Source organism: Chloracidobacterium sp. (assembly GCA_016720705.1).
In the GTDB taxonomy this organism is placed as follows: domain Bacteria; phylum Acidobacteriota; class Blastocatellia; order Pyrinomonadales; family Pyrinomonadaceae; genus OLB17.
In genome coordinates, this window is record JADKKB010000007.1 from 1,403,313 (window position 1) to 1,416,551 (window position 13,239).

12 protein-coding genes are annotated in these 13,239 nt (G+C 52.1%); 4 read left to right on the plus strand and 8 right to left on the minus strand.

Annotated elements, in window-relative coordinates; genetic code table 11:
• Window positions 1-2: 2 nt before the first annotated feature.
• The 3 genes from IPQ00_13460 to IPQ00_13470 all read right to left on the minus strand — a co-directional run bounded on the left by IPQ00_13460 (window position 3) and on the right by IPQ00_13470 (window position 3,634).
• Window positions 3-485: a DUF4112 domain-containing protein gene (locus tag IPQ00_13460; protein ID MBL0241568.1), complete on the minus strand. Its 483-nt coding sequence runs from the start codon at window positions 483-485 to the stop codon at window positions 3-5.
• Window positions 486-525: 40 nt separating this feature from the next.
• A complete protein-coding gene (locus IPQ00_13465; protein MBL0241569.1) occupies window positions 526-2,769 on the minus strand; it encodes a peptidylprolyl isomerase in 2,244 nt (747 codons plus the stop codon).
• Between the two features lie 442 nt (window positions 2,770-3,211).
• Window positions 3,212-3,634: an OsmC family protein gene (locus IPQ00_13470; protein ID MBL0241570.1), complete on the minus strand. Its 423-nt coding sequence runs from the start codon at window positions 3,632-3,634 to the stop codon at window positions 3,212-3,214.
• A 146-nt stretch (window positions 3,635-3,780) separates the two neighbouring features.
• Here IPQ00_13470 and IPQ00_13475 point away from each other — a divergent pair, with 146 nt between their 5' ends.
• Both IPQ00_13475 and IPQ00_13480 read left to right on the plus strand, forming a co-directional pair.
• Entirely contained in the window at window positions 3,781-5,388 is a 1,608-nt protein-coding gene (locus IPQ00_13475) for a hypothetical protein (GenBank protein MBL0241571.1), read from the plus strand.
• A gap of 109 nt (window positions 5,389-5,497) precedes the next feature.
• A complete protein-coding gene (locus tag IPQ00_13480; protein ID MBL0241572.1) occupies window positions 5,498-6,298 on the plus strand; it encodes a winged helix DNA-binding domain-containing protein in 801 nt (266 codons plus the stop codon).
• 120 nt (window positions 6,299-6,418) lie between these two features.
• Here IPQ00_13480 and IPQ00_13485 read toward each other — a convergent pair whose 3' ends face one another.
• Complete coding sequence (locus IPQ00_13485) at window positions 6,419-8,593, minus strand: dehydrogenase E1 component subunit alpha/beta (GenBank protein ID MBL0241573.1); 2,175 nt, start codon at window positions 8,591-8,593, stop codon at window positions 6,419-6,421.
• Window positions 8,594-8,767: 174 nt separating this feature from the next.
• Window positions 8,768-10,444 carry a M1 family metallopeptidase gene (locus IPQ00_13490; GenBank protein ID MBL0241574.1) on the minus strand — a complete coding sequence of 559 codons (1,677 nt, stop codon included), beginning with the start codon at window positions 10,442-10,444 and terminating at the stop codon, window positions 8,768-8,770.
• A 241-nt stretch (window positions 10,445-10,685) separates the two neighbouring features.
• On the opposite strand from IPQ00_13490, the gene IPQ00_13495 reads away from it, so the two are divergent.
• Together IPQ00_13495 and IPQ00_13500 are read left to right on the plus strand one after the other, a co-directional pair.
• Window positions 10,686-11,183, plus strand: coding sequence for a peptidylprolyl isomerase (locus IPQ00_13495; GenBank protein MBL0241575.1), 498 nt, complete (start codon window positions 10,686-10,688; stop codon window positions 11,181-11,183).
• Window positions 11,184-11,187: 4 nt separating this feature from the next.
• Window positions 11,188-11,655, plus strand: coding sequence for a hypothetical protein (locus IPQ00_13500; protein MBL0241576.1), 468 nt, complete (start codon window positions 11,188-11,190; stop codon window positions 11,653-11,655).
• A gap of 24 nt (window positions 11,656-11,679) precedes the next feature.
• Here the strand turns inward: IPQ00_13500 and IPQ00_13505 are convergent, their stop codons facing one another.
• The 3 genes from IPQ00_13505 to IPQ00_13515 form a co-directional block, all read right to left on the minus strand.
• Window positions 11,680-12,054, minus strand: coding sequence for a VOC family protein (locus IPQ00_13505; protein MBL0241577.1), 375 nt, complete (start codon window positions 12,052-12,054; stop codon window positions 11,680-11,682).
• Window positions 12,055-12,060: 6 nt separating this feature from the next.
• Window positions 12,061-12,381 carry a tetratricopeptide repeat protein gene (locus tag IPQ00_13510; protein ID MBL0241578.1) on the minus strand — a complete coding sequence of 107 codons (321 nt, stop codon included), beginning with the start codon at window positions 12,379-12,381 and terminating at the stop codon, window positions 12,061-12,063.
• A 92-nt stretch (window positions 12,382-12,473) separates the two neighbouring features.
• A complete protein-coding gene (locus IPQ00_13515; GenBank protein ID MBL0241579.1) occupies window positions 12,474-13,175 on the minus strand; it encodes a lipid-binding SYLF domain-containing protein in 702 nt (233 codons plus the stop codon).
• Between the last annotated feature and the right edge of the window lie 64 nt (window positions 13,176-13,239).

Genomic DNA, 13,239 nt, shown 5'->3' on the forward strand with positions numbered 1-13,239 from the left:
TACTAGAATCCGTTTGAGATAGTCCAGATCAACCACCCAAGAATATAGAAACTGAGGAATATTGAACTTAGCAGGATCAATATCAGAGTCCCGATCAGTCCAAATACAAAAAGATAATCGCTGGTCGTCCCTTCCCCTTGACCAGCGGCGCGCGTCCGGATCAAGTCCATATTTTGTTTATTGGAGCGCCACACGAAGTCAAAAGCGTCGCCAATGAACGGAACCATCCCGACGACATAATCCAGACCAATATTGAAGGCCATTCGGAGAAGCGTGATCTTTGGAACACCGTATCGAACTCCGGCAAACAGAATATAGAATGAAGCGAATGACGTGATCGTATCGCCGACGTTCGGGATCAGCCCGATTACGGCGTCGAGCCCAAACCGCCACCCCGTGCCGGGCACGCGAAAAAGGCCATCCAGATAATGGGCCAGGTTATCCAGGCCTTCTTCGATCTCGACCTGCTTTTGGATCTTATCCATAAGAAATATCAATTGCGGCGGATCGGCGGATTATTACGGACTACTTCCCAATTATCTTTACTGTCAAGATCTTGTCACCGCGGGCAAGACTATCTACGACTTTCATATCCGTTTCGTTCACGTGTCCAAACACCGTATAACCGCCGTCGAGGTGCGGTTGCGGTGAGTGTGTGACGAACCACTGCGAGCCACCCGTATCCTTGCCTGACAAAGCCATACCGACGGCACCGCGGTCATACGGCAGCATATTGACCTCGCAGCGGATCGACCAACCCGGACCGCCGTTGCCGTCACCGCGAGGGTCGCCATCCTGCATAACAAAGTTGGGCACGACGCGATGCACCTCGAGGCCGTTAAAGTAACCCGTACGGGCAAGATGGATCCAATTATCGACGGTTAGTGGGGCTTGTTCAGGAGCGAATTCTATCGAAAATGTGCCCTTTTCCGTCGTTAGTACCGCCTTGACCGAGCCGTTCTTTCGCGAAAGCGCCCGTCGATAGTCAGCATCATTATTCATAACCACCCCAAGAGTAGTTGCAAAAACTGACGAATACGGCAATACCTGATCTTTCTTTTTCGACTTGGCGGCGGCGAGCGAGACGGCAATACCTGGAGACTGCATTTGGAGTTCCTTATCGTTCAATAGTTCAAATGCTTTTCTGCGAATAACGTAATCTTGATCGTTGAGTGCCATTAGCAGCGAACCGACCGCTGCCTTTTTGTCTAGCTTTGTGAGAGCGTCCAAGATCGCTATTTTCGCATCGCTGTCGAATTTGTCGGTAATCATCGCGGCCGCAGATGCCGCTTTTAGAGCGTCGATATTTTCTTTCGATGCCGGAAGGTCGGCGATCGCACCGGCAGCGGCAGCACGGATAAATACGTCGCTATTTGTCAGTTGTCCGCGAAGGACTTCGGGCAAATTATCCGGCTTGAGGGCTGCGAGCGAACCGGTCAGATCGGGCATCGATTTGAGCATTGTGGCTTGATCTGCCGGACGAACACCGGTGGCCATACCCGAGACGAATTTAGTCAACGTCTCGCCCGCTTTGGCGGTCATCATATCGTCCTTAAGGCTTGCAATCTCGGCAAGTCCCTGACCGTATGCCGATGCGATATGAAAATTCTGATAACTTCCGTCAGGACGAGTTAGCAATAGATATGCCTTTGGTGCGACACGCGCTAATGCGATCTCGGTCTCGGGGGATTCAAAATTGTCGGCCTCGCGAAGATTGGAAAGAAATGAGATCGCCGCGGGTTTTTCGGTATTGGCTAAAAGGCGTCCAACAGTTGTCGCGATCTCAAGCAGTTCATTTTTCGGGATCGGAACTTCAATCGGCTTCAGGTCATCGACCTTTTGTCCCGGCCGTATAGGTCCCGGATCGCCGTGGACCCGTATAAGCATCTCGTTTCCGCGTTCGATCAGTTTGTCGGCGGCCTGATGGTCTTTCAAGGCGGCGAGCGAGCGTATGGCGGAAACCCGTACACGTAGATCCTGATCGCTTATCGCCGTCTTTAGCAGCAGGTCGAATGCACCTTTGTCTTCCGCTGCACCAAGCACCCGAGCGGCGTTTGCCCTCACGGTAGGATCTTTGTGATCAGCCAGAAGTTCGCGAACCTCGGCATTGGCGTTCTTTGCGCGAAGCCGCGTAAGCGTATTCAGAGCGACTGCTACGACACGCGGATCTGAAAAGCGAATAAAGTTTTTGACCGAATCCGCCCCACCTTCGGGACGTGCCCGCAGAATAGCAGTCAGCGAAAGCGATACGATCCCCACGTGCGCCGCTGATCGCTTATTGTGTTCGAAGTCTAAGATCGCGACGATCGCTTTCCCAAGCGATTTCGAGCGTTCATCCTTTGGGTTTGCCGCAGCGATCTTGCCTGCGGCTTCGACCGAACGGGCGATTGTGCCCGATGCGGTTCCGCGAGGACGTTTGTCCGGATCCAGAATTTTAAGAATCGCATCGGTAGCATTGATCGATTCGATCTCGCCTATCGCGAACGCGGCCATCTCACGAACTTCTTGCGACACGTCGCTTTCGAGCAAACCGGTCAAAACAGCGATCGCCCGTTCGTTACCTATACGTCCGGCGGCGAGTGCGGTCCGCTTTCGGACATCCGCGTCAGGTGATTTCATTAGGATCTCAAGCTGTGGTCCGTAGGCCCTTGAGTCTTCGGCCCTGACGATCTTTATAAGGGTAGCGGTTGGCACCTGAGCAGCAAAATGGCCGCTAGCAAGGAGGGCGAATGTTACAGATAAGATCAGTTTAGTTATGGAGTTTTTCATTGGGGATCAAAAGCTCTTGTATTGGTTATTACAGATAGGTTGAAAATGTATGTCCAGGCTCGCAAATTCAGTTTACCTTAACAACCGTCCAATGGGTTTGCGATATTGGATCGATTTGCGCCCTTTACGTTAATATCCGTCGTTAATAGGGAATCGTCAACAAATGGCTCTATAGATAACTTGCCTATGCGGTTTTTGGGGTCAAAATCTGTCCCAAACGGGTCAAAAACTACGAAAAGGACCTATTATTTCGCTCAAAAATGCCCCGATTTTAGCTGTTTTTGTCCCAAAAGCGGTCCAAAATGGCCCATTTTGTCCCAAATGGACCACCTTTTGGGACACCTAAACGCCTTCAAACGCCTATAAAACCTACGTTTCCTAAAATCTGCCCTGTCCCATTCGCCCGCAATGGACCACGGTGGGCCACAAATTGGACCGTATCTTAGACCTCTTTGATCTCGTAGCTTGTCGTGATCTCCGCAGTTGGCCGCACGGTTGCCGCAACCGAGCAGTACTTGGTATCCGACAGTTCGATTGCCCGTTCGACAGCATCCGCCGAAACACTACGTCCGTGCACGATATGGTGAACGTGGAACGCGGTAAATTTACGAGGATGATCGTCGGCACGTGTGCCGCTGATCTCGACGTTATAGTCAGTCACATCCTGTCGCTTCTTTTGCAAGATCGAGATGACATCGGCCGCCGTACAGGCTGCAACGGACACCAAAAGCATTTCCATCGGCGTCGGTGCCGCGTGCCTATCACCTTTAGTATCAATAGCTTGGGCGTGTCCACTTGGGCTCGTGCCGATAAAGAATTCGTCGCCGGCGTACTGTACGGTCGCCTTTAATGCATTTTCTGCCATATCATTCTCCTGTGTGTCTTTTGTGATTTTATCACATCGGTATGCGAGCCGAAGTATCACTGGAACAACCATTGGCACGAAAAATGCTACATACTTAGTAGGGTTCGTGTGCGCGCCCGACGCTCAGTGAGGATAGGATGGAAAATATGAAACGATTCGGAAATTCGTTGGCGATGATCGCAATGATCACAACCATAGTATTTGGAACTGTTGGACTCGCTCAGGCGCAAAAGCGTAATGATCGAGATGTGCGTGACGCGGTTCGGACGCTGTCGTCAAAGCTCGACGATTTTGAATACGACCTGCGGTATCAGATGCAGAGTAGCTCGGACAATAATAGCGATGTTTCGGCCGTGACCGACGACATTCGATCGCTCCGTGACAGCGTAAAGCAGTTTCAGCGCAATCTCGATCAAAAGCGTGAAAATCGCCGTGATGTCGAAGATATGATAACGAATGCCCGACAGATCAATTCGTTCGTGATCACATCCTCGCAAAACCGAAAGATTCAGGATGGTTGGAAAGCGATAACCCAGCAGATAGATCGGATCGGAACTAATTACGGCATATCAAATACCTGGGACGATGAGAATGAATCTCAGCCAGTGGTTGACTATCAGGATAACAATCGCCCAAACACCGTCAGCGTCGGACTTTCCGGCACGTACGATCTCGATCTCACACGCAGTGAGCGGATCGACGATATTCTCGACAATGCCAAGCTTGGCAGCGACGACCGCGAAGATCTGCGTGAAAAGCTGGAAGCGCCGGGCCAGATAGCCATCGACATTCGCGGAGATCGTGTTACGTTGGCAACGACAACCTCAGCGCCTGTGAGCTTTAACGCGGACGGACGTGAAAAGGTGGAACAAGCCGGAAACGGCAAATCGATCCGCCTAAGGGCAACCGTCAGCGGGCAAACCCTGACAGTGTCGAGCATCGGCGGCGACACCGACTATACGATCACATTCACATCTCTTAGCAATGGGCAGGCACTCAAGGTCTCGAGACGCGTGACCACCGGCTATCTTGATCAGACCGTGTTTGCCGAAAGCGTCTATAACAAGTCCGATGCGGTCGCTCGTTTGGGAATCGATCGGGTCGGAAATATTAATGACGCAAACGGCGGATATTCGGACAATGACCAGGGCGGCAACCCGACTTATGGCGGGACACCCTCGACTGTAACGGGACGAACCGGCGATTTTGTCGTGCCGAACGGCGTGGTCATTACCGGCGTTTTGGAGAATGAGATCAATACCAAGGCATCGCAGAACAACGATCGGTTTACTATGACCGTTCAGTCGCCGGATGAATTTCGCGGAGCCAAGATCGAGGGTTACGTGACCGGCGTCGGACGATCGGGTAAGGTAACGGGTCAGTCCAATGTGACATTTAATTTCGAAAAGATCACCCTGCAAGACGGCAAGACCTACGACTTTGCCGCCAATCTGCAGACGATCAAAGATCAGAACGGTAAAACGGTCAAGATCGACAGCGAAGGAAGTGCAAAGGGCGGCAGCCAGACCAAGGAGTCTGTAAAACGCGGCGGCATCGGTGCAGGCCTGGGCGCTTTGATCGGTGTCATCGCCGGCGGTGCCAAGGGTGCCGCGATCGGAGCGATCATCGGCGGCGGTGCCGGTGCAGGGTCGGTCGCCATCCAGGGCCGTGATGATCTGCAGTTGATGAAGGGTTCGACCATCACGGTCACGTCATCATCGCCTTTACGCTCGTCGCAGCCGCAAGATAAATAGCAGAACTATCTCACCAGCAACTGATCAAAAAGGGCGGCCGCACGGTCGCTCTTTTTTTCGCTTAGCTTTCCATCTGCTCCGATCTGCGTTAATCTGCGGTTAAATTCTTATGCGAGAGCTACCCGAAGAGATCGAACTATACCGCGACCGCAAATGGCGTCGCGAGGAGTCGCTAAAGGTTGATACTGCCGATGAGGTCGAGACGATGGTCGAGGATCTGGGCTTCTGTCTTGGCCTGACCGATGTGCGAAAGATGTTGCCGTCGGTCTACATCGCCGTCTGCGGCCGACGCGACGCTCATCTGCCGCGAAACGTGCAAAAGGATTTCGAAGCAAGCCGTGCTTGGGTACTAAAGGATGAGGTGATAGCTCGCGGCAAGGTCTATTACGGAAAGTTGGTCAAGGGCAATTCGATGTTTCTGGCTAAAAGGATGATACCGGTTTTCAACGCAATATGGGGTTGTTCGCGTAAGGGTGAGGCCGGCATTTTGTCTATCGATGCTCAGCGCGTTTTGGCCGTTTTGAGAAAAGAGTGGGAAATGACGACCGGTGACCTCCGCGAAGAGTGCGGCTTTAAGGACAAAAAAGATCTGACTCGGGCAATGGACGAACTGCAACGGCGAATGAAGATCGTCCCACGTGAAGTGGTGTACGTCCCAAAATTTACGTATATCTGGACACCGGCTGAGGCCCGATTTTCCGAAGAAATGGAAATCAGAATGTCCCGGGAAGATGCTGTCCGCGAACTCGCCCGATGCTATTTGCAAATGTGCGGGTTGACGCTGTTAGGCGAACTGTCTGGCAAATTCGGCCTCTCCCGTCGGGAGTCAGGTAAGGCAAATCACGAACTTGTCGATGAGGGATTTGCGAAGCGTCTCACGACCGGTGTCTATAAATTAAAAGAAGTTTAACCGCAGATGAACCCAAATGTGCATAGATCAAAGATCAATAGGGCTTTTCGATCCAACTTATCTGAAAATATCTTGTAAATATCTGTATTCATTTGCGGTCATCTGCGGTTAATTCTTTGTCTAGTACCTCATCAATTCCTGCACAGCTTTTTCCACATCCTCCGACTGCGGCAGGATGAAATCTTCGACCTGCGGAGCGTAGGCTACGAATGTGTCGGTCGCTCCGACGCGGCGAACCGGAGCGTCGAGGTACTCAAAAAGCTCATCAGAGATGCGTGCGGCGATCTCGGCTCCGTAACCGTACGAGATAGGATCTTCGTGAGCGACGATGACGCGCGAGGTCTTTTTAACAGACTCGGCGATCGCTTCCCAATCGTATGGGACGAGCGTACGCAGATCGATCAGTTCGACCGAGATACCTTGTTGCTCGAGCCGCTTGCAAGCCTGATTTGACCGTTCGACCAATGCCCCAAAGGTCACGATGGTCACATCATTGCCCTCGCGGACCTTTTTCGCTTTGCCAAACGGGATAAGGAAATCTTTCGACGGATACTGCGACTTGTTATACACCTGACGATATAGATGCTTGTGCTCAAGGAACAAGACGGGATCGTCACAGCGGATTGCCGTCCGCAGAAGGCCGTTGGCGTCGAGCGCCGTCGATGGATAAGCGATCATCAGACCCGGCGTATGTGCGAAAAGGGTCGTACCCGATTGCGAGTGATACACGGCGCCGCCCTTGAGATACCCGCCGACCGGAACGCGAATGACCATCGGGCATTTCGTGTCGCCGTCAGAGCGCCAACGCGTGACTGCAACCTCGTTGCGGATCTGGTGAAATGCCGGAAAGATATAATCAAAAAATTGGATCTCGACCACCGGCTTTAGATCACGCAGAGCCATACCGACGGCCCGGCCGATAATATTTGCCTCAGCCAGCGGTGAGTTGAAAACGCGAGCCGAGCCAAACTTACGCTGAAGATTTGCCGTCACCTTAAACACGCCGCCCTTGCCCTTGACCAGTTCGAGATACTCCTCTCGCGAACAATCGGCCACGTCCTCGCCGAAGACGACGATGCGCTCGTCACGCTTCATTTCTTCGTGCATACACCGATTGATCAGATCGACCATTGTACCGGCATTACCGTGCAGTTCGGCTCCGTCTTCAGTGTCAAAAAGCTGTCGGTCCGTCGGATCGATATCCGGCGAAAAGACGTTTCGATATGCTGTTTCGGGTGCCGGTTGCGGCGTTTCGATAGCGATATCCGATGCCGTATTGACCTCAGCGTCAACATCCTTTCTGAGCGCCTCGAGCGCCTCCGAGGAGGCAATGCCCTCTGTCATCAAAAATTCGGCAAACTTTCCGATCGGATCGGTCGCCCTATCGGCCTCGAGCTCCTCGGCTGGGCGATAGAGCTTTTCGTCGTCGGAAAGCGAATGTGAATACGGGCGAATTACCTTGGCGTGGACGAAGGCCGGCCCTTTGCGGGCCCGGCAATATTCAACTGCGTTCTTGAATACTTCGTACGACGCAAGCACGTCAGTACCATCGACCTTTTGAATGAGCAGGTCCGGAAAACCAACGACTAACTTCGAGATATCTCCCCCGGCCGTACCGACCTCGACCGGTGTCGAAATAGCGTAGCCGTTGTCCTCGACGACAAAAATGACCGGCAGTTTAAGGTTGCTGGCGGTATTTAGAGCTTCCCACCACTCGCCCTCGCTGGTCGTGCCGTCGCCGACCGACATATAGACGACCTCGTCGCCCTTAAATCCGGTGATCTTTTTTTCAAGGCCCTTGACCAAGCCGGCTCGATAGCTCGCCTCGGCGGCACCGACAGAATGCAGAGCCTGTGTCCCGGTGCAGGACGATTGCGAGGGAACATTCAACTTAGTGCTGCCCCAGTGCGAGGGCATCTGTCGCCCGTGCGAATTCGGGTCAGCCTCGGCCCCGACCGCCGACCAGAGCATTTCCTGGGCCGTCATTCCTAGCCCAAGCATCAAGGCACGATCGCGATAATACGGAAAGAACCAATCGTAACCCGGCTTCATCGCCTGTGCTGCGGCAACAAGTACGCCCTCGTGGCCGGCACCGGAGATCTGGAAAAATATCTTGTTCTGACCCTTGAGCTGAATTTCTTTGTCGTCGACGCGGCGGGACATATACATTGTCCGGTACATCCCCACCATAGTCTTAGCATCAAGTCCGTGATACTTGTTAACTGACGATTTCCCGCCATTCGCTCCGGTCTTTGACGCAGTTTTGGTATTAAGTTTTTTGCTCGCAGTGGCCATTATGATTGATCCTTTATATAACGAATATTAATAGTGGGTTAACATTCTAAAATAGCAAAACTGGCGGATTCGGGCAATTTTGAAACCGCAGGCTGGTAGATGAGCCTCCCCAAGGCCGACGACAAACGGTCGGCCTTGGGAGTCAATTGTGCAGAAAAAATGTAGGTGAAGTTACTAGCGTGAAAGCGATTTCAAGACCCAACCGTCAGGATCAACCGCCGGAGCGGCGCCATTGTAGGTGACCGATCCCTTTCCGCCTTTCATCTCGATCCGTTGACTTTTGCCGCCGATCACCACGTCGACGGGCATTGGAAACGGCATATTATTTGGTGTTTGCCAGCTCAAACTCATTGTGCAATTGCTAGTGCATTCCGGCGTTGTGCTAAACACTAACGTGGGCAGTTTCGGTTGACGCAGGTACAACTCGAAATACCAGTCGAGATTCATCTTGCTTTCCTCGTTGACGATCGTCAAAAAATCATCGGTATTGACAAGGCGTTCCTGGCTGCCGTCAGTGAGCTTTTCCATCGCTTTGGTCGGATATGCCATACGGCGGAGCGAGCGGAAAAATGCGGCGTCGCCGACCAAGTACCGAAGCGTGTGCAAGATGTACGAACCCTTGCCATAAATATCGCCATCAGAATTAACGTAGTCGGGCTCCGACATATACACCTGATAGGTGAGCTTAGGTTCCCGAGGTGCGACGGCTTGCTTATTCTTAAAGCCTCGCTGCCGATTGCGCATCGATCTCATATACGCATCTTTGCCGTGCAGTGTCTCGGTGTAGAGCGTGTCCATATAAGACTGAAAACCCTCGTGGATCCAAAAGTCGCGCCAGTCGCTGGCGGTAACGAGGTTAGCCCAGTATTCGTGACCAAACTCGTGCAGCAGCAAGGTGTCAGTACCGTCGTCGTTGTATTTGAATTGGTTGCCGTATGCGATCGCGGTCGAATGTTCCATACCGAGATGCGGAGTTTCGACTATTCCGACCTTTTGCGAGCGAAACGGATACGGCCCAAGATATTTTTCGTAAAATGCGAGGTACTTTTTTTGTTCGGCGATCAGACGCGCTCCTTTTTCAAAGCTCTCGGGCAAAATGTAGAAATATATCGGCATTGTTTCGCCCGTTGCGGTCGTATATTTGTCCTCGATGATCTTGTACGGGGCCGCGTTGAAAACGATCGAGTAATTAGCGATCGGGTTGGTCATTCGCCAGTTGTACGTAGACGTGCTGTCGGCGTTTTTCTTAACGCCCTGATATTTGCCGGGACCGACCGCCATCAGTGGATCGGGTACGGTAATATGCATCGATACGGTCGCCGCCTTGTCCGACGGATGGTCCTTGCAGGGAAACATCAGATCGGCGCCGTCATTTTGAAGTGCGACCGATATCCAGTCAGCTCCATTTGGTGTTTTTTTCCACATAAAACCGCCGACCCAGGGCGGACGCGGTGCCTCCTTAGGTACACCTGCGTAGGTGATCGAGGTCTTGATCTCTTCGCCGACCTGCTTGGTCATCGGAAACCATATCCATATCTTTCCGGCCTTTCGTTCATATTTGAGATCGTGGATACCGTCGGTCAATTTGCTAATGGTATAAGCGGAATCGAGATCGAGTACGATCACATTTGTCGGGATGACCGTCCGCGCCGTCATTACGGTCGTGCCCGCAATTGATTTTGTCTTGGGATCCGCCGAGATGGAAATATCGTAATTTTGGACATCAAAAACGGCCTGTTCGAACATAAGAGGCCCGCCCGAGTCGGTCGGGCGGACGCCGAGCTCACGCTGTGCCAAGATCGCTGTAAATGAGAACAGAAGTACAAAGATCGACCAGGATAGATTTTTCATTGCTTTAGCTTCCTTTATTTTAATACCTTTACTTATTGACCGGATTTATCGAAAATACACCAAAAGAAACGAAATGTTAAAGAACCTTTTGCCAGCACTATTTTCCTTTAGTATTTTTGCCGCGGCGGCATTCGCACAAAGTCCGACGCCGTCGTCAACACCTTTGCCCAAGGCAAACGTCCGCCCTGAACCGAAGGTTGAACAGCAGAGTGAACCCTTTGATACGGCAGACGTCGCCACAATGGTTTCAAAATGCGTCAAGTTTGAGACTGAGGCAGGCAATATCGACATTGAGTTGTATCCCGAAAGCGCTCGCGAAAGCGTGCGGAATTTTCTCAACCTCGTTGCGATCGGGGCTTTTGACACTACGACATTTAGCCGCGTCGTGCCTGGATTTGTGATTCAGGGCGGCAATCTATACACCCGCGAGGGCAAGATGAGTTTTTCGCTTGGAATGCGTGCCCGAAAGGTAATTCCGGATGAGCCGAATAAGATCCTGCACGAACGCGGTGTCCTCTCAATGGCCCGAATGGACGAGCCAAATACCGCGACGACCAGTTTCTTCATTCTCGTCGGGCCCGGGCAGCACCTCGATGGCACATTTGCAGCTTTTGGGCGTGTCGCCAGCGGTATGGAAACAGTGGACGCGATCAACAAGGCGGCCGTTACGGACGAAAAGCCGGACAAACCCGTGCGGATCAAAAAGGCCACGATAACGCCGTGTGTGGCGACCCAATAAATTGATGGGCCCGATCATTCAAACCCTAAAGGGATTTTGCATTCTGATCATTGAAGCCTTGGTCGGCACTATAGTCGGTAGCCTTTTACTGATGATGGCGATGACCTCGATCTATCAAAGCCCACTCGTCACGCTGGCTGTTGCTGCTCTGTTTACACCGTTCCATCTTTCGGATTACAGGCGATTTATGAAAGAACGCGAATGGGGGCTTATCGCACTTCGGTTCGTATTCCTTGTCGGGATCAGTTCGTTTTTGGTGGGTCTGTTTCGACTGGCATTGGCTTATATTGTGTTCGATCGGGTTTTACCTGCGATCCTGATATTTACGGCTCCGCTTTTGTTCGTTTTGATCGTGACGTATCGATTCTTCGACTTTTTCGCACCAAACAATACCGCGTTTGTCAGACTTAATCGCTGGTGGGGCGATATGGTGAGCGGCGGCAAGATCTACGGCGTTTTCTGGAACAGTTGATCGTCGATCAGATCTGGCGAACTTCTAATTGCGGGTTTCCTTGGCGAACGCAAGCACGTGACCGTCCGGATCGAGGGAGTACGCTGCGTCGTGCCCCCAATCGCGCCGTGACAAAGGGCTGATCTCTTCGGCACCGGCGGCCAATGCTCTTTTGTGATAAGTGGCGGGGTCATCCACGATCAGATAGATCTCAGCCCGAGGCTCCGCAGTTTTCCCTATTGGACGCCCCAAGAGACGCGATGCACTCTCTACGGGCATCAAACCCAGAACCGACTCATCGCCGAGACGAAATTCGGTCATTCCAGGCACGTCAAGAACAGGCCGTACGTCCAAAACCGCTTCGTAAAACGCAGCACTTGCCCGCTGGTCCGAAACATAGAGAATAAAGTGGCTCTTAATCACAGATCATTCGTCGGAAAAATCAAGATCCAAGGTCATCCGATACTCATTGGCCATCGACGGATGGCCGTGGGCCATTGATGCGTCGATCCCTTTTTTGTAGGTTTCAATGGCCAATTCGCGATCACCCGACAAAACGTAAGCATTTGCGAGCACGCCGTAGGCGTTACCCTCGTCATCAGAACGAGCAATATAGGTCTCGAGCAGTTCGATGACATCCTCGTGCTGCCCGAGCTTTTCATATTCCTTGGCTAAGCCAAACATTACCATCGTGTTCTCAGGGTCGTTGGCGAGCATTTCCTTAAAGACTTCGATTCGGTTAGACATATTCGATTAGACTAACATCACACCGCGAAATGTATAAGAAAAAAGCGCCGCGATCGCAGCGGCGCCCGTTATTCTGCTATTTTAATTTGCTATCATTTAGCATAGGTCGCCACTAATTTAGAGAACTCTTGCAGCGAAACAGGGGCCGATGACCACTCCATGCCAGTACCGCCGAGTATCTCCTTAGCCGATTTTTGATAGATCGCCTGATTGATGCTCTCGTCCTGTTTTATCACAACGCCCTTTAACGCGACGCCGGCAAAGAGTCCACGGCTTCGTGAATACGACAATATCTCGGCGTCTAACGTCACGTTGGTCGAAGCCGCGGCCGTACGTCCGACGGGGCCGGCCGAGACGCTGCCTTCGCCGCCGATCTCAAATTTGTCTTCAAGCAGGCCCTTGAGACCCTTTTCATTCATTATCAGTAAAACGTAGTCGGTTTTTTGCCCGCCGATCTGCGCTCCGATGCTACCGCCGGCCATATTCATAAATGCCGGTGCGCTCCAGCCGTTCGCCAACCGTCGAATGACAACACCCTCACCGCCCTGGCCACCGAGAATAAATCCGAACTTTAACGCTCCCGGAAAAACAACGATCGCCTTTGCCTTTGCCAACAGGTCGCGCGGGATCGCCTTTTCGTTGATCCGCATCACATCTCTGACAACTGCCGATGCCTTATCGACACGTTCCTCGGCCGCCTTCAACTCTTTTCCCTTTTTCTGAGCAAAAATCTCCGAACCAAATGCCGCGATACCGGCCATGATCAATACCAACGCAATAAATCTGGATCTCATAAACCCTCCATAAGCAAACTTTTGAAATGCACCTGAATGCTTTGAGTGCCGCGTGCGTTAAGAC

What these genes read in the sequence shown, in the direction of transcription:
- IPQ00_13460 (MBL0241568.1), bottom strand. Translation starts at nt 485, where the DNA reads ATGGATAAGATCCAAAAGCAGGTCGAGATCGAAGAAGGCCTGGATAAC.
- IPQ00_13490 (MBL0241574.1), bottom strand. Translation starts at nt 10,444, where the DNA reads ATGAAAAATCTATCCTGGTCGATCTTTGTACTTCTGTTCTCATTTACA.
- IPQ00_13475 (MBL0241571.1), top strand. Translation starts at nt 3,781, where the DNA reads ATGAAACGATTCGGAAATTCGTTGGCGATGATCGCAATGATCACAACC.
- IPQ00_13480 (MBL0241572.1), top strand. Translation starts at nt 5,498, where the DNA reads ATGCGAGAGCTACCCGAAGAGATCGAACTATACCGCGACCGCAAATGG.
- IPQ00_13485 (MBL0241573.1), bottom strand. Translation starts at nt 8,593, where the DNA reads ATGGCCACTGCGAGCAAAAAACTTAATACCAAAACTGCGTCAAAGACC.
- IPQ00_13510 (MBL0241578.1), bottom strand. Translation starts at nt 12,381, where the DNA reads ATGTCTAACCGAATCGAAGTCTTTAAGGAAATGCTCGCCAACGACCCT.
- IPQ00_13515 (MBL0241579.1), bottom strand. Translation starts at nt 13,175, where the DNA reads ATGAGATCCAGATTTATTGCGTTGGTATTGATCATGGCCGGTATCGCG.
- IPQ00_13470 (MBL0241570.1), bottom strand. Translation starts at nt 3,634, where the DNA reads ATGGCAGAAAATGCATTAAAGGCGACCGTACAGTACGCCGGCGACGAA.
- IPQ00_13500 (MBL0241576.1), top strand. Translation starts at nt 11,188, where the DNA reads ATGGGCCCGATCATTCAAACCCTAAAGGGATTTTGCATTCTGATCATT.
- IPQ00_13465 (MBL0241569.1), bottom strand. Translation starts at nt 2,769, where the DNA reads ATGAAAAACTCCATAACTAAACTGATCTTATCTGTAACATTCGCCCTC.
- IPQ00_13495 (MBL0241575.1), top strand. Translation starts at nt 10,686, where the DNA reads ATGGTTTCAAAATGCGTCAAGTTTGAGACTGAGGCAGGCAATATCGAC.